The organism is Ruegeria sp. CF4, assembly GCF_056537345.1.
On sequence record NZ_JBQFRJ010000009.1, the window covers coordinates 13,990 to 36,449 of the forward strand.

General features: G+C 55.6%; 15 protein-coding genes and 1 pseudogene. 11 read left to right on the forward strand and 5 right to left on the reverse strand.

Annotation, left to right across the window (positions count from 1 at the left end; all coding sequences use genetic code 11):
- Window positions 1-13 precede the first annotated feature (13 nt).
- The 8 genes from ACR0NF_RS16510 to ACR0NF_RS16545 all read left to right on the forward strand — a co-directional run bounded on the left by ACR0NF_RS16510 (window position 14) and on the right by ACR0NF_RS16545 (window position 7,853).
- Window positions 14-1,555: a sugar ABC transporter ATP-binding protein gene (locus ACR0NF_RS16510; protein WP_480778615.1), complete on the forward strand. Its 1,542-nt coding sequence runs from the start codon at window positions 14-16 to the stop codon at window positions 1,553-1,555.
- On the forward strand, window positions 1,552-2,532 hold the full coding sequence (locus ACR0NF_RS16515) for an ABC transporter permease (RefSeq protein WP_480778616.1): 981 nt from the start codon (window positions 1,552-1,554) through the stop codon (window positions 2,530-2,532). The genes ACR0NF_RS16510 and ACR0NF_RS16515 overlap by 4 nt, the downstream gene beginning before the upstream one ends.
- Window positions 2,529-3,512, forward strand: a complete 984-nt coding sequence (locus tag ACR0NF_RS16520) for an ABC transporter permease (RefSeq protein ID WP_480778617.1) — start codon at window positions 2,529-2,531, stop codon at window positions 3,510-3,512. Before ACR0NF_RS16515 ends, ACR0NF_RS16520 begins: the two co-directional genes overlap by 4 nt.
- Before the next feature lies 1 nt (window position 3,513).
- The gene (rhaM, locus tag ACR0NF_RS16525; RefSeq protein WP_170682743.1) at window positions 3,514-3,828 is read left to right on the forward strand and encodes an L-rhamnose mutarotase; all 315 of its coding nucleotides are present in this window, start codon (window positions 3,514-3,516) and stop codon (window positions 3,826-3,828) included.
- Window positions 3,825-5,219, forward strand: a complete 1,395-nt coding sequence (locus ACR0NF_RS16530; RefSeq protein ID WP_480778618.1) for an FGGY-family carbohydrate kinase — start codon at window positions 3,825-3,827, stop codon at window positions 5,217-5,219. The genes rhaM and ACR0NF_RS16530 overlap by 4 nt, the downstream gene beginning before the upstream one ends.
- 177 nt (window positions 5,220-5,396) lie before the next feature.
- Window positions 5,397-6,029, forward strand: a complete 633-nt coding sequence (locus tag ACR0NF_RS16535) for a tyrosine-type recombinase/integrase (RefSeq protein WP_480778619.1) — start codon at window positions 5,397-5,399, stop codon at window positions 6,027-6,029.
- A 287-nt stretch (window positions 6,030-6,316) separates the two neighbouring features.
- Window positions 6,317-6,742 (forward strand): lipocalin-like domain-containing protein, encoded by a 426-nt coding sequence (locus tag ACR0NF_RS16540; RefSeq protein WP_480778620.1) that lies wholly within the window; start codon window positions 6,317-6,319, stop codon window positions 6,740-6,742.
- A 220-nt stretch (window positions 6,743-6,962) separates the two neighbouring features.
- Complete coding sequence (locus ACR0NF_RS16545) at window positions 6,963-7,853, forward strand: haloalkane dehalogenase (RefSeq protein ID WP_480778663.1); 891 nt, start codon at window positions 6,963-6,965, stop codon at window positions 7,851-7,853.
- 249 nt (window positions 7,854-8,102) lie between these two features.
- On the opposite strand, the gene ACR0NF_RS16550 is transcribed toward ACR0NF_RS16545, so the two are convergent.
- Together ACR0NF_RS16550 and ACR0NF_RS16555 are read right to left on the reverse strand one after the other, a co-directional pair.
- Window positions 8,103-9,860 carry an adenylate/guanylate cyclase domain-containing protein gene (locus tag ACR0NF_RS16550; protein WP_480668221.1) on the reverse strand — a complete coding sequence of 586 codons (1,758 nt, stop codon included), beginning with the start codon at window positions 9,858-9,860 and terminating at the stop codon, window positions 8,103-8,105.
- 424 nt (window positions 9,861-10,284) lie between these two features.
- Window positions 10,285-11,655, reverse strand: a complete 1,371-nt coding sequence (locus ACR0NF_RS16555) for a hypothetical protein (protein WP_480778621.1) — start codon at window positions 11,653-11,655, stop codon at window positions 10,285-10,287.
- Between the two features lie 194 nt (window positions 11,656-11,849).
- Here ACR0NF_RS16555 and ACR0NF_RS16560 point away from each other — a divergent pair, with 194 nt between their 5' ends.
- Window positions 11,850-12,746 (forward strand): HNH endonuclease, encoded by an 897-nt coding sequence (locus ACR0NF_RS16560; protein ID WP_480778622.1) that lies wholly within the window; start codon window positions 11,850-11,852, stop codon window positions 12,744-12,746.
- 274 nt (window positions 12,747-13,020) lie between these two features.
- Here the strand turns inward: ACR0NF_RS16560 and ACR0NF_RS16565 are convergent, their stop codons facing one another.
- The 3 genes from ACR0NF_RS16565 to ACR0NF_RS16575 all read right to left on the reverse strand — a co-directional run bounded on the left by ACR0NF_RS16565 (window position 13,021) and on the right by ACR0NF_RS16575 (window position 19,743).
- Window positions 13,021-14,739: an ATP-dependent nuclease gene (locus tag ACR0NF_RS16565; RefSeq protein ID WP_480668218.1), complete on the reverse strand. Its 1,719-nt coding sequence runs from the start codon at window positions 14,737-14,739 to the stop codon at window positions 13,021-13,023.
- A gap of 247 nt (window positions 14,740-14,986) precedes the next feature.
- Window positions 14,987-18,259, reverse strand: a complete 3,273-nt coding sequence (locus ACR0NF_RS16570; protein ID WP_480668217.1) for an AAA family ATPase — start codon at window positions 18,257-18,259, stop codon at window positions 14,987-14,989.
- Between the two features lie 353 nt (window positions 18,260-18,612).
- Window positions 18,613-19,743, reverse strand: a complete 1,131-nt coding sequence (locus tag ACR0NF_RS16575; protein WP_480778623.1) for an alpha/beta hydrolase — start codon at window positions 19,741-19,743, stop codon at window positions 18,613-18,615.
- A gap of 612 nt (window positions 19,744-20,355) precedes the next feature.
- On the opposite strand from ACR0NF_RS16575, the pseudogene ACR0NF_RS16580 reads away from it, so the two are divergent.
- Window positions 20,356-20,622, forward strand: a pseudogene (locus ACR0NF_RS16580) (tyrosine-type recombinase/integrase); the annotation flags it as partial.
- Window positions 20,623-20,875: 253 nt separating this feature from the next.
- Window positions 20,876-22,432, forward strand: a complete 1,557-nt coding sequence (locus ACR0NF_RS16585) for an adenylate/guanylate cyclase domain-containing protein (protein WP_480778624.1) — start codon at window positions 20,876-20,878, stop codon at window positions 22,430-22,432.
- Window positions 22,433-22,460 lie beyond the last annotated feature (28 nt).

Genomic DNA, 22,460 nt, shown 5'->3' on the forward strand with positions numbered 1-22,460 from the left:
AGAAACACCGTCCATGCAGTTGGAATTGAGACCAGACGTGTCGAACGCCTCCGCCCCTACACCGCTTCTGAGCCTGTCCGGCGTGACCAAGACATTTCCCGGCGTGCGGGCCCTTTCAGATGTTTCGCTAAACCTCTACCCGGGCAAGGTCACGGCATTGGTGGGCGAAAACGGTGCTGGCAAGTCTACCGTGGTGAAGGTTCTGACGGGCATTTATCAACCCGACGAGGGTGACATCCGGATCGATGGCGAGGCTCTCAGTTTCCCGACACCGCAATCCGCTGAAACTGCTGGCGTGACCGCCATCCATCAGGAAACCGTCCTTTTCGACGAACTGACGGTGGCGGAAAACATCTTTCTCGGCCATGCGCCAAAGGGGCGATTTGGCCTGATCGACAAAACTGCCATGGCGACCCGCGCGCGCGAGATTCTGGATGGAATCGGGGCTAACATTGATCCGGGCGCGACGCTCAAGGACCTTGGAACCGCGAACAAGCACCTGGTTGCCATTTCCCGGGCGCTGTCCATCGACGCGCGCGTTGTGATCATGGACGAACCGACCGCAGCCCTCAGCCAGAAGGAAATCGAAGAGCTTTACGAGCTCGTCGAAAGCCTGAAGGCGCAAGGCAAGGCGATCCTCTTCATCAGCCACAAGTTTGACGAGATCTTTCGCATCGCCGACTTCTACACCGTCTATCGCGATGGCCAGATGGTCGGCGAAGGGGCGATTGTAGATGTCAGTGAGCCGGAACTGGTCAAGCTTATGGTGGGCCGCGACGTAAGCCAGATTTTCCCCGAACGCGACCACAACGTCGGCCACGGTATCCTCGAAGTCGCGGGGTACGACCACCCGACCGAATTCGCGGACATCGGTTTCACGCTCGGGCGCGGCGAAATCCTCGGGTTCTACGGGCTGGTCGGCGCAGGTCGGTCCGAATTCATGCAGGCCCTTTTCGGGATCACCCGCCCCTCGGGCGGAACCGTGAGGGTCGACGGGGCACCGGTTTCGATTGCATCGCCCGCCGACGCGGTCGCAAGTGGTATCGTCTATGTCCCGGAGGACCGGGGCAAACAAGGCACAATCGGCGCATTGCCGATTTTTCAGAACGTGACGCTACCGTCACTCGCTCGCACATCGCGCAGGGGGTTCATCAAGCTGGCCGAGGAATTCAAGCTGGCGCGGGAGTATACCGAACGTCTCGACCTGCGCGCCGCTTCGCTGGACACCGATGTCGGCAACCTGTCGGGCGGCAACCAGCAGAAGGTCGTGATCGCCAAATGGCTCGCCACCCAGCCCAAGGTCATCATCCTGGACGAGCCCACCAAGGGCATCGACATCGGGTCCAAGGCCGCCGTGCATGAATTCATGGCAGAGCTTGCCGCGCAAGGGCTCGCCGTCATCATGGTCAGTTCCGAAATCCCCGAGATCGTGGGCATGTCGGATCGTGTGATCGTCATGCGCGAAGGGCGCATCGTGGCGGAACTGGCCCGCGACCAGATCACGCCCGAAACGCTTGTCAGCCACGCCGCGGGGATCAGGGAGGCCGCGCAATGAAACGTATCCTCGCCTCCCGCGAACTTTTGCTGCTGGTCGCCATCGCATTGGTGCTTGGCATCATCTCAAGCCGCTTCCCGGCGTTCATCACGCTGTCGAACCTGGCTTCCGTCTTCAACGACACATCGCCGCTTATCCTGCTAGCCATCGGCCAGATGATCGTGATCTTGACAAAGTGCATCGACCTCTCGGTCGCCGCCAACCTCGCGCTGACCGGAATGGTCGTGTCCTTGATCAATATCTCGGCACCCGGTCTGCCGATTATCGTAACGCTGGTCGTGGCCACCGGGTTCGGGGCGTGCCTTGGAATGTTCAACGGCATCCTTGTGTGGAAACTGGACATCCCGCCTATCGTGGTGACGCTTGGCACCATGACCATCTTCCGGGGAACCATCTTCCTTCTGACCGAGGGCAAATGGGTCAACAGCCACGAGATGAGCGACACTTTCAAGGCATTCCCGCGCACCGAGCTTCTTGGTCTTCCGGTGCTAAGCTGGTTTGCCATCGCGGTGGTGATCCTTTTCACCATCGTCATGACCCGCACCACCCTGGGCCGCGCCTTCTACGCTGCCGGGGGCAACCCCCATGCGGCGACCTATGCCGGGATCAATGTGGGCCGGACCCAGTTCTGGGCCTTCACGATCTCTGGCGCGCTGGCCGGTCTGACCGGCTACCTCTGGGTCTCTCGTTTCGCGGTTGCTTATGTCGATGTTGCCGGGGGGTTTGAATTGACCGTCGTGGCGGCCTGCGTCATTGGCGGCGTGTCGATCATGGGTGGCATCGGTTCGGTCCCCGGCGCGCTGCTGGGCGCGCTGTTTCTCGGCATCATTGCCAATGCCCTGCCGGTCGTGAACATCTCTCCCTTCTGGCAGATGGCCATCTCGGGCGGCGCGATCATCGTCGCAGTTGTTCTGAATGCCCAGGCCAACCGGACGAAGGGCCGCATCATCCTCAAACGCGCGGAGCACGCGACATGACCACGACGACACGCGCGATCCCCGATCGCCTGCGCTCGCCGCTGGAGCGGAACCTGAAAAGCTGGGAAAGCCTGCTGATGCTGGTCGCAATCGGCATCTTCATCGCCAACAGCTTCGCCTCACCCTATTTCCTGAATGCCTGGAACCTCTCCGACGCGACCTTCAACTTCACCGAAAAGGCGATGATCGCCTTTGCCATGGCCCTGCTTATCATCTCTGGCGAAATCGACCTCAGCGTCGCCGCGATCATCGCACTGGCTTCGACCGCCATGGGCGCCGCTGTGCAGGCGGGTGTCGGGACAGAGGGGCTGGTCCTGATTGGTCTGGCCGTCGGTCTGGCCTGTGGCGCGGTAAACGGTTTCCTCGTCACCGGCCTTGGCCTGCCATCCATCGTCGTCACCATCGGCACGATGAGCCTTTTCCGCGGGATCAGCTTCATCGTGTTGGGCGATCAGGTCTACAAGGGCTATCCAGCCGATTTCGCCTTCTTCGGGCAGGGTTATGTTTGGTGGGTGATATCCTTCGAATTCGTCCTCTTCGCCATCATTGCGGTGATCTACGCGGTCATCCTCCACATGACCAATTTCGGCCGCGCGGTCTATGCCATCGGAAACAATGCCACCGGGGCGCTGTTTTCGGGCATTCGGGTGGGCCGGGTGAAGTTCACCCTGTTCCTGCTGACGGGCCTGATGTCCGGGGTCGCCGCCGTCTGCCTGACATCCCGCCTCGGCTCGACCCGGCCCTCCATTGCCTTCGGGTGGGAACTTGAGATCGTGACCATGGTCGTCCTTGGCGGGGTCAACATCCTCGGCGGCTCCGGCTCCATCCCCGGCGTTGTGATCGCGGCCTTTGTCATGGGGCTTGTGACTTTCGGACTTGGCTTGCTGAACGTGCCCGGTATCGTGATGTCGATTGTTATCGGGGCGTTGCTGATCACGGTCATCGCGCTGCCCCGGCTCTGGTCGATGTGGAGGGGCTGAAATGGAAAAATACGCCTTCAAGATGAAGCTCAACCCGGGCTGCAGGGATGAATACGAAAAGCGCCACGATGAGATTTGGCCAGAGCTTGCCACGCTGCTGAAAGACGCGGGCGTGTCTGATTATTCGATTCATCTGGACGAGGAAACGAACATTCTTTTTGGCGTCCTCTGGCGCACCGACGACCATAAAATGGATGCCTTGCCCCGCCACGAGATCATGCAGCGATGGTGGGCGCATATGGCGGACATCATGGAAACCAAGCCCGACAACGAACCCGTGGCGGTGCCGCTGACGCCCGTCTTCCACATGCCATGACCCCCCGGCACGTCGCCGTCATCGACATCGGCAAGACCAACGCCAAGCTTACGCTGGTCGATGCGACTGACATGTCCGAATTGGAGGTGCTGACCCGGCCTAACATGGTTCTCGCCGCTCCACCCTATCCGCACTTCGATGTTGAGGCGATCTGGCGCTTCCTTCTGGACGGGTTGGAGCAGTTTCAGAAGGCGCACGGCGTAGATGCCATTTCCATCACAACCCACGGGGCGTCTTGCGCCCTGATCGCGCCAGACGGCGCGCTTGCTGCCCCGATCCTCGACTATGAGCACACAGGTCCTGATGATCTGGCCGCGGCGTACGACGCCATCCGCCCGCCCTTTGAGGAAACCGGATCGCCAAGGTTGCCGATGGGCCTGAACCTGGGTGCGCAGTTGCATTGGCAATTTGAGCAGGACCCCGCGCTTCGCGAACGCACCGCCACCATTGTTACCTATCCGCAGTACTGGGGGCATCGCCTGACAGGAGTGCCGGCCAGCGACGTGTCGTCCCTTGGTTGTCACACGGATCTGTGGAATCCGTCCAAGGCGCACTATTCTTCGTTGGTCGAACGGTTGGGCATATCTAAAAAAATGGCGCCCGCGCGCAAATCTGCGGAGGTTCTCGGACCCGTGTTGCCGCAGGTCGCATCGCAAACCGGCCTGCGCTTTGACACGCCTGTGCACTGCGGCATCCACGATTCAAACGCATCGCTTTTGCCTCATGTACTGACCCGAACCGGGCCGTTTTCCGTCGTTTCGACCGGGACATGGGTCATTGCCATGACCATCGGCGGCGAAGAAGTAACTCTGGAACCCTCGCGTGACACGCTTCTTAACGTCAACGCACTGGGTGCCCCGGTACCCTCCGCCCGTTTCATGGGGGGACGCGAGTTCGAGTTGGCGATGAACGGTCAAACCACTCAATCTGCAGAGCAATTCCTTGACCTGGTCGCGAAAGACGGCCCCATTCTCTTGCCCGCAATGGTCCCGGACAGCGGACCGTTTCAGGGGCAAAAACACAGCTGGATGGGGTCAGAGCCCTTGCCCGGAACCCAGGAACGCGCGGCGGCGGTGAGTTTTTACCTCGGATTGATGACCGCGGAATGCCTGTCGCTGACCGGACACAAGGGCCCCATTATCGTCGAAGGTCCATTTGCAAGGAACAAAGGCTTCGCCAGTATGCTCGCCGCGGCGACAAACTGCAGGGTCGACGCGACCGTCACCGCAACAGGGACGAGCCAGGGGGCCGCCCTCTTGGCAACAGGCGCACTCCCCGAGCGCGCGGCCTTCAACATCGAAACCTATTTTCACAAGACCGACGTGAGCTACCAACGTTACGCGAACAGTTGGCACAGAGCCGCAAAAGCAGGCCTGGAACCACGCCCATAGATAGGATACCCCAACGACCTGCACGGAACTCCGATTGCAGACATTGGGGACCAGCGTGAAACTGTACGGAATGGGCTCAAAGCAGACCTCGGAGCTCGCGCGGCAACGCCGTGATACAGTGCTTTGTCAACGTCGGGTTGTCGTTTTGGGAGGGCATGGCGGATCGGAGGATCAGTCATGGAAACACCAAACTTGCCAGCCATTCGTGCTCTTCGCCCCGCTTGGAACCAAGGCCGTATCGTTGGACAGAAACGACCACTGAAACCGAAACATGTTTGGGCGATCCGGGTTAGACTGGAGCTTGCCGAGAACCACCGCGACCTCGCACTCTTCAACATGGCAATCGATAGCAAGCTCAGAGGTTGTGATCTTGTGAAGATGAAAGTGGTCGACGTCATGGCGTCCGGCCAAATCAAAGAGCGCGCCTCGGTCCTGCCAAGCAAAACGCAGAAACCGGTGCGCTTCGAGATTTCGGAAGGCACCCGGGCTTCCGTCGAGAAGTGGATGGAAGACGACCTCATGGTCGGATCCGAGTATCTTTGGCCGGGCCGTTTTCATGAGAGGCTTCATATCTCGACACGCCAGTATGCGCGGATCGTCCGCGATTGGGTCACATCGATCGGTCTGGAAGCGAGCGCATATGGAACGCACTCAATGCGGCGAACAAAGGTTACCCAGATCTACAAGAAAACGGGTAACCTGCGCGCGGTTCAGCTTTTGCTTGGGCATACAAAGATGGACAGTACCGTAAGATACTTGGGCGTCGAACTTGAGGATGCACTCGCAATTGCAGAAGCCATTGAAATCTGAGAATTTGGGCCGGCTTCGCGGGCGGCCCTTTCCAAACCTTCGACCTACCTTCAAGATGCTGCGGTCGCAGTCCGCTTTGCGGTAATTCGCTGCAACGCATATCTAAGTGACGTCCGAACTTGTAGATCGCGGATGTCGCGACCATTCTGGATTGAGCCATTCAATTAACCAGGTATCCAGAGACAGCATCGAACTTTAGCTTGAGTGCAGAGGTAGGGTCTTATTGCGTCTGAGTCCTCGCGAGTTGTACCATGATTTAGAATGAACAATCGCTCGCAGGAGGTGCCGTGGCAAACGCAAGTGCTTTGATCGGATCTTGGAAGATGGACGCTTGGACACGCACTTCAGTCGAGACTGGGGAGACGACCGACGTCTTGGGGTCAGCGCCAATCGGGTATATCGCATATCATGCTGATGGTCGAATGATGGCCACCGTCTTTCGCCGAGATCGGCCCATGCCGGGCAAAGACGACTGGTCTATGGAGCAGAAGGCGCAGATGTTCGATGACATGCTCGCCTACGTTGCATCTTACACACTAGAAGAGGATCGCGTCATTCACCATGTAGACGGCTCATGGAACCCAAAATGGGCTGGCGATGTGTCTCGTCCGTTCAAGCTAGCGGGGGACAGGTTGGTGATTAGCGGTGCCCCCGGCGTCGACCCAAGGACAGGTGAAAAAGTAGTCTACCGAATGGAATTCAGCAAGGTTTAAAACCTGCCATGAGGTGTTCGATACGCGAGACACCGGGCCGGCCAATCGCAGTAGGCTCAATGAACGTCAACCACTGACCATGGCCGACGTTCGAGCCGTGCGACGTCTATGCCTGGATCGCGGACATATCGGTCGATGGATCGTAGCAGATTGCTAGTGAAGACCTTACTAGACATGATGGTAAAACATGAAGTGGTGAGGAGTTCTGTAGTTGGACTATTTGAGAACATCGGACGATCGTTTCGTGAACCTGTCAGGTTATACATATGCACCGAATTACGTAGATGACCTGCCGGGCTATGAAGGTCTTCGGGTGCATTATGTGGATGAAGGCGCAGACGATGCACGCCGAACGTTCTTGTGCCTGCCAGGAGAGCCAACTTGGGCCTACCTGTATCGTCGCATGATACCCATTTTTTCGAACTCAGGTGCGCGGGTGGTTGTGCCCGACTGGTTGGGTTTTGGCAGGTCAGACAAACCTACCAACGACGCGGTCTACACCTTCGATTTTCACCGAAGGATGATGCTTGCCTTCGTAGAGAAACTCGATCTTCAGAACATCACCTTGGTTGTGCAAGACTGGGGCGGCATCCTGGGACTGACATTACCAGTGGATCAACGCGACCGGTATTCCCGATTGATCGTCATGAATACGGCAATCCCCGTCGGAGAGGATCTCGGAGAAGGCTTCAAAAGCTGGAAAGGCTATGTGGCAAGCCGGCCCGACTTGGATTGCAGCGCATTGATGAAACGGGCCTGTCCACATTTAACTGAGTCAGAAGCGCAAGCCTATGAAGCGCCGTTCCCGGACCAACGCTACAAGGCAGGCGTTCGCCGCTTTCCGCAAATGGTGATGATTGAGCCAGGGATGGACGGCATCGACACAGCAAAGCGTGCCAGAAAGTTCTGGCAATCTGAATGGGAGGGAGAAAGCTTCATGGCCGTCGGATCGAAGGATCCGGTTCTGGGCATCCCAGTGATGAACCAACTGCGCCAGATTATCAGAGACTGTCCGGAACCGATGGTTTTGGAGGAGGCTGGGCATTTTGTGCAAGAGTGGGGCGAACCCATTGCGCAGATGGCACTTAAACACTTCGGCGACTGTAGCTGAGCAAATGCCGACTAGCCCCGCCGTGACAGTTCGCTTTGGGTCTACTTCGGTTCCATTCCGGACTTCGGTGCTGTTGCAGCACAGACCCCTGCCCCGCTGTCAATTGATCACGCAGCGGCCCTGAGCGGTCGCTCGATTGAGTACCTGAATGCTGCAGTCGCAGCCCGCATTGCCGACATTCGCTGCAGCAGCAAAATCTGGTCTGGTTCGAACTCACAGATCGCGGACAAAGCAGCCAACAAGGGCAATTTAGCTTGGTATTCCAGCTTGAAGAAACGCGCGTTCCAAACGCTTCCGATCGTCTTCATTCTCTACCAATTGCAAGAAGTTCCATCCGGTAAGCCTGAAATCCGGGAAATCAGATCTTAATCGCGTCACCGTTTCTTCGCTCGCTGTCAAATCACCTACTAAATAGTAAGACGCCGCCGCCCAGCATAATGCCGGAGGTCCCACTGGCCCGCCTCGTTGAACGTTCCTTTCGTACGCGGCCAACGAGTCTTTGTAGTTGCCCGCCATGAAGTTCGCATGGCTAATGACATTAAGATAAGGCCCGCTTACGAAATTTGGGCTTATTCTGAATGCTGCCTCGGCGGCTGCGATGGACTCTGAGGATTTGCCGCGCATGCCGTTGATCACTGCCACAAAAATATGCGCGTCCGGATCATTGGGCAGGAGATCCAAACCTTTATTCGCGGCTTCGATCGCCTCATCAAACCGTCTTTGCGCCAGCAGAGCCACACCGAGAATAGTATGGGACCATCCAAAATTGGGATCTAACGCAATCGCTTTGTAGGCCAGAGCTTCGGCACGGGCCCCAAGCATTTCGGGGTCCGTGTGCCCCCACAACGCGCCGAAACTGACTATCCAAGATAGCCCTGCGTAGCCTCCGGCAAATTCAGGTGCTTGCTCAACCACCTGTTCGAAGAGCTCCTTTGCAGCCAAGATGCGGGGTGGAATTGGCGGGAAGGGCGTCGCTTTGGCGCGAACAAAAAGTTCATATGCTTCCAAATTGTGCGTGTGTACATCGTGTAGACGTTTCTCTTCAGACTTGGTCAATCGTATTGAGAGCTTTGAAACGACTTCCTCACAGACTTGATCCTGAAGCTCAAAAACCGCGTCAAGAGATCCATCGTATCGCTCGGCCCAGAGATGCCCTCCTGTCTTTGCATCTATCAACTGAACATTTATGCGCACACGTTCGCCCAGTTTCCGCACGCTTCCTTCAATGATGTTTGCAACTCCTAGTGTGCGCCCGACACTTGGAATATCCAATGCCTGCCCCTTGTAGACAAAGGTCGAGTTTCTGGCGACCACAAACAAACCAGATAACTTGGACAGATCTGTAATCAGGTCCTCGGTTAAACCATCAGCAAAATAGTCTTGTTCGGGGTCGGCCGACATATTGTCGAACGGCAGAACGGCAATCGATGGAAGATCAGGCACGCTCAGGTCTGCGGCAAAGTCTTTTTCGCTAGGCACCGGCCCTGCGCCCCAATGCCAAATCCGGACAGGCCGTGGGATGTTTTTGACATTGTGTTCGCCACCGTCAATCCATTCTACATCAATTTTACCCACGATCTGCCTGTAGGCTTCATCAGATACGCTGATCCCACCGGGACTGGCGAGCGGCTCTATTCTCGCTGCAATGTTAACACCGTCTCCAAAGATGTCGCCGTCCTCAATGACAACATCGCCAATATGCACGCCAACTCGCATGCTAATGCTTTTGGTTAAGGCATCATTGGCATTTTGAGCCTTCAGTTTCTCTTGCAATTCCACGGCAGCTTCGACGCTCCCAACGGCAGAAGAAAAGTCGATCAGAAAACCATCACCCATTGTCTTAACGATATGACCGCCGCGTTTTGCGACGATGGGTTCAATCAGGTCCTTCTTCAATGCCCGCATTTTATTGAGAGTGCCGATTTCGTCATCGGCCATCATCGCAGAATAGCCCACAACATCGGCTGCAACGATAGATGCCAGTTTGCGATTGGTCGAATTGGTCATGGCTGGGACGCTAAAGTCGGAGGATAGAAAAAGCGAACAGATATTTGCACGATGAACTTTCCAAGTGAGATGATGATGTAGTCCATCCAGGCAAGTCTTTGTTCAGAAGGTGATAAGATCCTTACCTACATCACTTTTGCGCTCAAAACAGTCTATTGCCGTGGGACATGGAACGACCGTCGGGAAAACGACTGCTTTGAACTCACTGCCGCCATAGAGGCGAACGCAGCATCTGCTCGATAGGTCCGACTGGTTCAGATGGAGAGTGGCCCAAACCGGACACTGAGCGCGTTTGCCAATGCCGCAATGCGGCTTCGTCGAAGCGGACGTTGGTTTGGGTGGCTGCTATCGGGAAGTTGCCAACCGAAACCTGTCCCTGAAAGCCACAAAAAGAAACTTCGACACCAGGGCTGTAGGTCTGCGATTACTCAAGTTTCCGCAACATTGCATCTCTCGCCAGTGCAGCGCCAGATGTCCACGCTTTCTCAACTTCTCTTAGAAGCTGGGTTTTTCGGCCGTCGGAGGGACCGTGAATGATGGCGGACCGAACGTCATACAAATGCTTGACCTTGGCCTTGATGAGCTCCTTTTCTTCCTCACTCTCGCCCAGCAGTTCTGCCGTTCCATTCTGAAGAAACTTGCTAATGGGTTCATTTCTTGGCGGCTTGAATATCCGCTCAAAGACAATGGCCAAATCTAGAATTCGATCATGTGCTCCAAAACGTCCGTCGCGACCATGGGCTTCGGCCATGCGATACATAGTAGATGCGAGATCGGCATAGGCGGTTGTCGCTCTTCCAGAGAACAGGTCTTTAGCTCTTTCGAGTTGGCTAAAGTCGGCGTCGGTGAACTCTCTGAACGGATCGAACAGGTGGCTTATGGATCGACCTTTGTGAGGTGACTTTGGCCCGTGATGCCGACCAAGTAATTCGGACGCGGTTCGTGAAATGCAGCCTTCTAGGGTCATGATCCGGGACGTTCGTGTCCCAAGCGTCACCGCAAGCAGATTTGAAAACTCCTCTGTCCAACGATGAAACAAGGGCGGAGGTGCTTTGTAGGGGCTATTGGCCATCGAATGTCTGTTGCGGACGCTTGGTTTCCAAGAGAACCTGTGGACAATGGCATAAATGCCCTCTATGCGCCGCCGTTCAGCGTGCTCCGGAGCCACTTCCTGAAGCCATTTGCGATCAATGTATTCCTCAATGAGAGAGAGCGGAACAAGCGCGTAACCCTCACCAAGGTCGATCTCTTGCGGGCTGCGAAGTCCGTAGAACAATGCGGCATCCATACCGATGTTTAGGCCGTCTTCATCGGCTGGATTGGTTTGAGATGTAGACGACAAAAGCAACGCGTTAAGTTTTGAAGCAGTTTGGAGAAAGCCTTCTTTTGATGTCGCCGGATTCAGCGCCATCTGGCCCACAATGAGAGCGCTGAGGCTGGTGAGCGAAGTTCCATTCAAGACGCCAACCTGAACGTCATTAACGTTTATCCGCTTTCCTAGGGCACGGGCCAAAACCGGGTGATCTCGCAAGACTCCACGGACCGGATCGAGTGCAGCCTTCAATGGTGCGAAATACTCATTGGTTCCAAAGCGAAATGAATGCGTCGCGTCCTCGTAGATCATAAAATGATCGCCGGCCGGAAAGGGAGTTTCATCGCGTCCGTTGTAGGTCACCGTTGTGGGGAAACCGTGAGATTCCCAATACCGCTTAAGGAATGGCTTTTGTGCCTTGGCGAGCGCAACAAGACTGTCCGCCAACCTTTCTTCCCAGAATCTTTCTTCTATTTTTGCCATAGCTATTCAACAGACTCAAAATCCGGGGCCGAACCTAAGACGTCCTCCAGTTGAGGCACAACGCAAAAGTTTGATCGACGAGTCTCGTGACCGGGGGCTATTGAAACCAGTGGCTTGCGAAGACGGATCTAGTGGGCGATAAAACTACACTGGACAGATTGGATTCATCTGCGTTCCGGGCCATCCTATGCCACATGGCGTTTGGTATTTTCATTCATCGGACTGATTCAATTTACGATGATGTCCCCTCAGAACGATATCAGTTTCCGCGGCAATATCTGACGCGCGTTCAGCAGTGCGTGGGCGATTGGATCGTTTATCTCGAACCAAGCAAGGTCAAGGATACCAAGGGTTACTTTGCCGTGGCCAAGGTTCAGGAAGTCATACCGGACCCACAACATGACGACATGCATATCGCCGTCATTGAGCCAGGCACATATCTCGATTTTGGCGATCCAGTGCCGTTTCGCGAAGCAGATGAAATTGTTGAGCGGGGCCTCTTAAACGACCGAGGAAAAATCTCCGGGCGCGCCCAGGCTGCGGTGCGGCTTCTCTCATCCGAAGATTTCGCGCGGATAGTTGAGCGCGGTCTTGGACAAGATTACGACGTCTTGCCGAGAGTGGACCTGGCCACTCCAAACAGATTTCAGGAAGCGCAAATGCCGTTCCAGCATCTGTCGGACCGCGAACGCATCAAGCAACTGACCAGCCGCGCCGTAAGGGACCGCAACTTCAGAAAGAATGTTCTGCGTGCATACGGAGAGCGATGCGCAATTACCGGACTACGTCTGATCAACGGCGGAGGGCGCGCTGAGGTGGAGGCCGCTCATATCAGGCCGGTCGAGCAGGATGGTCCAGATATTGTGAGCAATGGACTGGCATTGTCAGGGACAGCGCATTGGATGTTCGACCGCGGGCTGGTAGGTCTTGCTGACGATCTGACCATTCTTGTCTCTCGCCAAAGCAACGACACGGAAGCCGTGAAGGCGATGATAAACTCCTCGGGCAAGCTCTTGGCGCCGGGGCGACCGGCCAATCGCCCAAGGGCTGAGTTCCTTACTTGGCATCGCGAGAACTGCTTTAAGTCGTAGCGGCCAAGAGCCGACCTTGAGCAAAGCAGTCTAATACTGCCTCTGCAGCCCGAATTGCCGACCTTCGCCAAAGGTAGCTCAGTTCTGGTACTTCCCCCAGCATGCAATACGTCACCTTCTTGGCGGCTTTTAGATCTTCATCACTAACGTGGGCAACTGCTACGTTATTTTAGTTCTTGGCGCCTGCTGCATTGCGTCCCCCCCGGATTCCTTCGCGACCGTTGCATCTTTCGTCTGTGTGCCATCTTTCCTGGCGTCGCTAAAGTCCAGATTTTCATATGTACGCCTGAATGGCTTCTAGATAATCGTAAACTTCATAATGGGTTGCGCCATCGCGCTCATACTTGGACCGCTCTTTGATCTCATCCACAGTCATGTTCCTCATGACGTATGAGGTCAGGATGTGCTTGGTGTAGCGCTTGGATGCCCGCAGCCGTTCACCGTTGAGGTCAACAGGTTTGAACGTGAGCCCCTTGTTGTCGATAGCGTCCCGCATAGCTGTGGCAAATGCCGTAGGTAGGTCACCAAAGTCTGGATCAAAGCCGTTCGGCAACTCTATCAATCCATCGGACAACCGCGCGATTGTGTCCGGGTGCACAAAGTTCTCCACTTCGCGCTTACTGGTCATGAATGCCGTTCGATCCTTCCAAGCGTTGATCTCATTCAAACGCCGCTGCTTGTCTTCATGAGCTGGCAGCGCTTCTGCTGACCGATCCGAGTCAAAGATTACGACCTGTGGAAGATCAAGGTTGGACAGGTAGTCCCGCTCAACCCAGTCCTTGAGCGTCTCGCCGCCACCAAGCGCCCAGAAGATTTTGTCGTGGTCCAGAGGCGGCAGCTCGCCAGATTCAGACAAGACCAATGACAGCGAAACTAGGGCGTCGATGTCGGTCTTACCTTCCACCAACACCGCAACCTTCACAGTCTGGCCAAGTATCGGGTCGGGCAGCACACCCAACGCCTCTGCCACTTCGGCATATACTTCTGGGTCGCCAGAACGGATACGAACGTTTCCGTCATCTCCCCGGTCAATGTACCGCAGGCAGTCCACCGGCATCAGTTCCGCCAAAGCAGGCATGTGCGTCGTGACAAGGACTTGGTCGCCCGCTTCAGCAACTTCCATAAGAGCGGTAACGATACGACGCTGGTTGTCCGGATGCTGCGATGTCTCAGGTTCTTCGATGGCGTAGATTACCGGCACTTCCCCGTCGAAGGCACCTTCACCTGCTTCCTTTCGCTTCTTTTCCGCTTCGGCCTGAAAGAAACTCATGAGTATCAATCGCCGGACGCCTGAACCGCGCTTGTTCAAAGGGACGCCGTCATCGCTCTCAAGATCAACCTTGAACATGTTGGCCCAAGACGGTGACCGGAACTGTGGCGTCAGTGAGTTCGCTAGGTCGGGATATGCCGCCTGAAGCTGTTCGAGAGTCCGCTTCGCAGTGTCTTCGGCCCGAACCCTCACCTTCTCAACAACATCCGCGAGATCATCCTGAATATCGGCCAGCGCCTTTTGCACGGCGGCCTTCATCGGGTTCTGTACTTCCGGGTCTTGGTCGCTCGACGCCCGATCAGAGCGGAACAATGCATATAGCGGAAGTCTAGCTTGGATCGCGCCCCACACGGCTTTGCCGTTGTCATCGTTGAGAGGGACGTTTTGAAGTTCCAGTAACAGACTGCCACCGACGCTCTGGTAGACAGCTTGCCGCATAGACGGGTTTTCGTTGAGGTTGCAGTCGTCTTGAAGACCCATCTCCTTCACGAGCGCCTTTAAGGCTGTGTTGTTCTTCTGAAGTAGACCTTGGACCTTCTCTTCTGTTGGGTGGACCGCTCGAGCGAAGACTTTCGCAGCACCTGGGCGTTGCACGGCGAGGTTAAAGATCTTGTGTATCTCGAGATGGCGCAGACGAGCAGTTTCGTAGGTTTCGGTCTTTAAGGCGACACCTCTTTTTTCGAGCCAGGCCGGACCCGGCTTTATGCTTGGAGCAACAGGCACTTGAACGTTTTCTTCCTGTTCTCGAGCTTTTGCCTTACGTCCAACGGACGAAAATTTTAGAGCACGTTCCGCAACCCCCCTGCCCTTCTCCGTCCTTTGGCGCAATAAACGCCATCTGCATTCAGAAAACGCAACGTGTAGTTTTAAATGCGGCCGACGTCTGCGAAATATCTCGTGTGCGAACTAGCGATTACCTGCGGGCGACGAAAGTGAACCTGTTGTCTTCCTTCAGCGCGGTCAGGTCAAATTAGTCTGCGCCAAGCATATGCAAAATCTCTGTAGCCGCGAGACAATCAGGCGTTTCAAAACCGGATGTGAATTTGCCTTGAACGTCAGACAAAAGGTTCAAGGCTTCTGCTTGCGCACCACGCGCAGCCAATAGTTTTGCTAAAGGAATGGCTGCTCGACGTTCCCAACTGAGTGCCGACTGATTTTTTGCAACCACAATTGCTTCACGATAAAGACGCTCAGCTTTGTCAGTATCGCTCAGAACGAGTGCAAGCTCCGCTTGTGCGCATCTTGTGTCGGCTTCATCCCACCGTTGACCGGTTTTATCCATCATGGGATCAATTTCGTTCAGGGCGCTTTCTGCCTTTGCGAACGCACTAAGGCCGATGTACGCACGCGCCTCTGCACGCAGGACACAGCCGATGAACACCCATGTGTTCGCTTTTAACAGAGCAGATTTGCAGTCAGCGACGTCAGCCAGAGCCGCATCGTATTCGCCCGTTTCCGCGTAAATGGCCGCGCGCGGCATAAGGCCTATTCTGCGCCAGATATCAATCTTTGCCAGATCGCTGACGGCAAGTGTTTTATGGGACCAGTCAAGTGCATCCGGATCGCGGTTCAAATACTTCAGGTAAGTGAGATGCCCGAACAAATAGGCTTTACTCAAGGCCGGATGATCAGGCAGGTTCGCGGTCTCGGCCGCTGCTTCTGCATGTTCGTAGGCACTTGCAATGTTACCGAGAAACCACTGCGTCAAAGCCATATAAGCACTCGCAGCTGCTTTGGCGTCTGTTCCGAACCGGCTGGCCTGATCTGCATCGCGCACAGGATCATATTGGCTGAGAGCTTTGTTGTAGTAAGGTAGGCTTTCGCGAAACCTGCCCATCATTGTTTGAGAAGTCGCGACCATACGATGCGCAATGCTTTTGAAGTTATGGGGATCTTCCTCAGGCAAGTCCCTGAGCACCGATAGTCCTAATGCTTCGGCCTCTGGCAGACTGGCACTCACATAGCGACCAACCCACTCTCCGTATCGTATAACGGGCCATTCCGGCGTATCTTCCAGACCGACCAACAATCTACTTGCCCGTTCAAACGCTTCAACCGTCGACTTTGCAGAGTAGCCGTCTGCACCGATCAAAGCCACGCCCCGCTTTGTCGCCACGGACAACATCTCGCGTGGACTTTCGCTCTTCTGCTCGAGCAGACGCATCGCAGCCGCGTAGTGGGCTGTGCCCTCACGGTAAGCCGGACGGCGCACTGCCAGATCACCCGCCTTGTGGTAATACTCGATCGCTGTATTGGCCATGCCAGCGGCCTCGGCATGGCGTGCGACGATTTCGGGCGGGGCCGCGCTTGCAAGTGCTGCGACCAGCCGTTCGTGAACTTTGCGCCGCCGGGACAGAAGCAGGCTTTCGTAAGCCGCGTCGCGGACCAGCGCGTGTTTAAAGACATATCGCTCGTTTTCGCCAACGCCGCGTCGGAACACCAATTCAGCAGAGGCGAGTCCCGCCAGACCCTGCCTGAGTTCAGCTTCGTCGCGTTTTGTGGCTGTCATCAGCAGTTCAAGATCAAACTCACGACCGATACATGCCGCGGATTGCGCGATTTCTTTTATTTCGGGGGTGCGATCCAACCGGGCCATCAGTGAATCGTGTAGCGATGCTGGGATTGCTGCCTTTCCACCTTCAACCACCGCTTTGGTCAGTTCTTCTACGAACAGCGGAACGCCGTCCGTGCGCTGAATAATCGCCTCGACGGTTTCGGGCGGCAGTTCTGCGCCGCCCAGTCGTTCGACGATCGCGTCGACGCCGGCCCTGCCAAGCCGGTTGAGCGCCAGCCGCGTCACATGCGGATGGGCTGCAAGGTCCGGCTGGCTATCTGGCCTCGATGTCAAAACCATCAACACCGGGGCGTCTGCCACTGCATCGATCGTTAACTCGAGCAACTCTAACGTCGTTGGATCAATCCAATGTGCATCTTCCAAAAAAAACGCAACGGGCTTATCCGTGGCAAGTCGCTGTACCTGTCTTGACAATACCTCCAGCGTTTTTGACCGCAGCGGTCCAAGCGCGAGACCATGTGCGCCATACCGGTCGCTGCCATCAAGCCCCATAAGCTCCGCAACAATTGGCATATCGGCACGGTCAAACAATGCCTCTAGCTTGGTCAAACGATTGTCATCGGTATCGTCGCGCGACAACCTTGCCGCGCGCCGCAATTGTTGCGTGACCGGCCAAAAGGCACTGTCCCTATGAAATGGGGAGCACTGATAGAGAAGTCGGGTATGCGGCTCTTCGGCGATCTTGTCCTCCAGTGCGCGCATGATGCGCGACTTTCCGATCCCCGCCTCGCCAACGAGAAGCACGGCTTGACCTTCACCGCTGCGTGCAGTTTTCCAGCGCTCCAATAGGAGGGCCAACTCCTGATCTCTGCCCACGATCGGAGGTGCCATACCGTCCGCACGTAGCTCAAAGCGGCTTTCGCGGGAGCGCTCACCCAAAACCTTATATGCAGATACAGGCTCCTCGATTCCCTTGATATCCAGAGGGCCTGTTGGCTCCGTTTGGAAGGATGCGGAAACAAGCTTGTGCGTGGCCTCTGCGACGAAAATTTCTCCTGCACCAGCCGCGGCTTCCAGCCGTGCAGCCAGATTGGGCGCATCACCAACCACCGTCTGTTCAAGAGCAGTTCCGTGGCCAACCAGTTCGCCAACAACCACGAGACCTGTGGCGATACCCACGCGACAAGCGAGGCTTTGCCCACCCGCTTCCAAATACGCTACAGCCTGGACCACGGCAAGCGCTGCGCGCACGGCACGTTCTGCTTCATCTTCATGCGCCTGCGGCCAACCAAAATACGCAATAACGCCGTCACCCATAAATTTGGCCACGTGCCCGTTCATTCGAGTAATCTCGCCAGCGACAGCGTTCTGGTACGACTTTATGGATACGGCCATTTCTTCCGCATCCAATCTGGCAGAAAGAGCTGTCGATCCGACGAGGTCGGTAAACATTATTGTCAGTTGGCGCCTTTCACCTTCAGCAGATGAGTTGGGCGCAACTTGCGCTTTCGAATTTGTCTCAGCTTCTTCAGTTGTGCTGGCTGGATTGACTTCGAGCCGCTGAATCGCAGCCCAGATTTTACGACGCGGCCCGAGCGGCAAGCCTAACTCAACTAGGTCCTCTTCTCGCAGGTCCGACAGTGTTTGGAAATCAATCTCCGCCTTCTGAAAGTCTGGAGCGTATTTCTCAAGCCCAAGATCAGCTAGCCAGCTTGGAACTGTTGTCATTCATAACCTCCACGAAACAGGAGTATCGAGTTTACGCGGATTGACAAAGCGCATTATCCATCTTTGAGCATTTCAATAAACGACCTACTTTTTATGGAAAGACAAAATTTAGCAACAACGCAGCATCTGTCGAAATGGGCTTCTTGCGGACCTCCGAGGTAGCGCAGGCATCCTGTAATACGATGCGTTGTTCAAAGTCGGGTTCGTGGGCGGCCCAAAGCCGAACTTGAGCGCTTTGTTCGAATGCTGCGCTCGCAGCCCACTTTCCAGTCACTCGCTGCGAGCGCGAAATTTGAGATAGGTCGAACTCGCCAAATGCGGACGAAGCGGTAATTTTCGGCGGCTACCTTGCTTCAGGTCTCGAAGGCGCAGTAGCCCTTGAGAAAAGTTGTCAGCAGTTGGACGACCTCGCATGTCTTTTCCTGCTGAACCCAATGCCCTGCACCGTCCACAAGTTCGACAAGTCGCATGTTAGTACAAGCGCTCCTTTGCATTCTCTCAAGTGCACCGGGCGATTGATAGACACCCCAGTCACTTGCTCCGCCGATGCAGCAAGAGGGAACATCAATTGTTCGACCGGCGAATAGCCGTAGCTCATTTTGATGATCCGGCAAAAAGCTGCATCGATACCAGTTGAGTCCACCCTGAAACCCAGTTCTTCCGAACTCCTCAACATAGACCTCAAGGTCGTTTTGCGTGAGCCAGCGGCAAGCATCGATCTCGCTCCTCGTCGGTGCATGTTGACGGATAGCCTCTGGCATGCTGTCGTTCATCCCCATGATGTAGTACGACGGCATCCGGGCCAATTCCTCAGGTGTCCAACCGTTCAGCACAAATGGTTCGTTGCTGGCCCAGTCGGCGCTTTTGACATGGAAATAGGTGCGCAAAAAGTCCGGCAATCCCGTATCTGGTTCAAGCATATCGGCGTTTGCGTCTGGCGTGCAGTAGTAGTGCTGGTAGTGCTTCTTGGGTGGAGCAAGCGCCGCAAGACCCGCAGCCATATCGACTTCCTCAGTTTCGGAAATCGGCGGCGGGCCGTCGAAAGGCGCGCTCATCAAAGCAACGGATCGGAAAACATCCGGTCTTACTAAGGCGCAATATGCGGCGACTGGCGAACCGAAGTCGTGGCCGACCACCGCACAGACGGATTTTCTTCCGATTGCATATACAAGCGCCAATGCATCGCGAACCAAATTAAGCATGTAGAACGGACGGAGGTCCGAGCCATATTCCGTGGTTGAATTAGATGTGCGCCCATAACCCCGTTGGTCTGGTGCGACGACATGGTAACTTTGTTCGGCCAGCCCTTTCATGACGCCTCGCCAACTGTAGGCGAGTTCGGGGAAGCCGTGCAGCAGTAAAACACATGGACGAGACGGGTCGGAATACCCGGCTTCGAGGATATGCATGGTCAAGCCATTCACGCCTTGCACCAGACGGGAGCGAATGCCTTCTTGCAGATTGATCGGTTCTATCCCGTTCATGTGTTTGTCCTCTGAGCGGGTCCTTTGTTTCGGTCGGCGAGATGCGCGATTTCTGTCAACTAAATCTGGTTGGGCAAAGTTTTCAATCCGGTTCAAGTAAGCGTGCTGCGCGAGCATGGATTTCGGCAGACATTTCCATCTCCCCGACAACTCGTACAATGAGCACAATGGGCTCGATCCGGACCACCAGGGCAGCGCAGTATTTCTCGGATTGAGACATTGGCCTCACCGCTCGCGGCCCTTTCCGGACGTTCACCCCACAATCTCCATGCTGCGTTTGCAGCCCGCTTCCGGCCATTGGCTACAAGTGCAAAATCAGGACGAGACCGGACCCAACAGTTTGCGGACGGATTTCGGTCTCTAGTTTGCCATTCTTAGTCCTCCGTTTCCTAAACCCAACCGTGAACCCGTTCAGTTGGGGAGGCTCATTATCATTTTCCCAAGTATGGCTTCGATAACCTTTAGCTGACGTTCAATTCCATTTCGTAGACGAGAATTTCCGGAAAGTCCTTCCTTGTCGAACTTGTTGTTTTCAAGCTGTTTTCTCAATCGTTAAACTACAAGCCGTGCTCTATGGCCGACAAGACTTGAACGGTTCGGCCCAGAGCCGACCCTGGCCGCTTCCATGAGCGCTTGCACATTTCAACTCGCCAGTATGCACGGATCGTCCGTGAGTGGGTCACATCCATCGGCCTTGAGGCAAGCTCATACGGAACGCATTCAATGCGGCGTACCAAAGTAACCCAGATCTATAAGAAGACTGGCAACCTGCGCGCGATACAGTTGCTACTTGGACATACCAAGATGGACAGCACGGTTAGATATCTGGGCGTCGAACTTGAAGACGCTCTAGCTATCGCCGAAGCCATTGAAATCTAGTGCAGTTGGGTCGCTTTCGCAGGCGGCCCAAAGAAGACACTCGAAGGTGTGTGCAGTTTATGCGGTGTGGTCCGTCGAACCCACCATTCGCTGCAGGTGCAAAAAATAGGGTTGGCCTAACTCTCGGTCTGCGTACGAAGCGGGCATTGCTTCCCTGAACTCCTTGCCTTCGGACAAGTATTTGTAAAACGGACGCAGTCGGTCATAAATTGAAATGAAGCGCCCTAACAGTTCCTGAGGAGGAACACCGAAGATGGCCGACCGTCCGAATTTCATTGCACGGAGCGTCGCGGCGATTGGCTTGTCTCTTCGCTCGAAATTGTTGATTGCTTTTTTGGGTATCACATGCCTGTTGGTAGGGCTTGCTCTGTTTGGTCTCAACTCCTTGCATCGGGCCAACGTACGGACGGAGGCGATGGTGCAGGATCAAAAGCGGTTCGCCTTGTTCTCGGAAGCCTATGGCTATGTCAGCGATCTGCCGACGCTTGCATTGGCCGGAACCATCGATCGAGACAACGTTGGAGAAACAATTGGCGATTTCGGGTTTGTGTCTGGAAACCGGGTCGGAAGGTCGGTCGGTGACCTGATCGGGTTTTTGGGCCGCAGTGTTCGAAGTCTTGGCGGACCCGACACGCTAGACGGTCAGGTTTTTTTAGAGATACGAGGCAATGTGCAGGATCTCGTGCCGTTGGCAAATATCATCAGAACTCTTCATGCCGATGGTGATTTCGCCGCGGCGGAACGGATCGTAGTAAAGGAATTCATACCGGTCGCGCGCAAAGCTCAAGGCACTCTCTACACGCGGATGCAAGAAGTCGAAAGCGAACTGGAAGCGCGTGCGGCAGTCACGACACAAGCTTACTTGGCGTCTCGCCAGAACACCGTGGCACTTGGTATCGCCGCCGTCGGCGTAGCGCTGTTGCTGGGTATTTCGCTTTCGTCGTCGCTCCTTTGGCCAATCGGTCGCATTCGTGACGCACTGGGCCGTATTTCCGAGGGTGGCTTCGACACCTTTGTCAGCGTACCCAACCGCGATGAATTGGGTGAGCTATCCCTTCATGTGAACAAAACCAGCGAAAGAATTGGTGCTCTTTACGGCAAGGTCGTAGAGCAAAAGACGATGCTGGCGGAGTGGAACAAGGCGCTGGAAAGCAAGGTCGCGGATCAGGTGATCGAGATCGAGCGCACCAATCGTTTGCGCAGGTTCCTGCCAACGCAGGTAGCTGAACTTATAACTTCTGCTGACAGCGAAATTGATGCCTTGGCGACCCGCCGGGGTGAGATCACAGTGCTTTTTGCCGATCTGCGAGGCTTTACCAGTTTTGCCAATGCGTCTTCCCCCGATCAGGTCGTGGGAGCGCTGAACGCATTCCATGAAACCTGTGGACCCTTGGTCGAAGCGGAGGGTGGAACGTTGGAACGATTTCTGGGCGACGGATTGATGGTGCTCTTTGGTGCGCCGGTCCCGATCGAAGACGCTGCCGATCGCGCGGTGCGGCTCGCGATTTCAATGCGGGATGCGGTGCCGGACGCGATGGTTACATACCAATCCGACCACGCTGCTTTGGGTCTTGGAATCGGCATCGGCACCGGTGTGGCAACCCTTGGCCAAATAGGCTTCGAAGGCCGTCGCGACTATTCTGCGATCGGTCCTGCCCCGAACCTGGCAGCGCGTCTTTGCGATCTGGCAAAGGATGGGCAAATCCTGCTTTCCCACGCTACGGTTTGGCAGATCACGATAGATGCCAAACCAGCCGGGACGGTCGACCTGAAGGGCATCGGCAACAGCATTGCTGTTTTTGAAGTCTGAGACCCCACTCGAGCCTGTGCGTATCTTC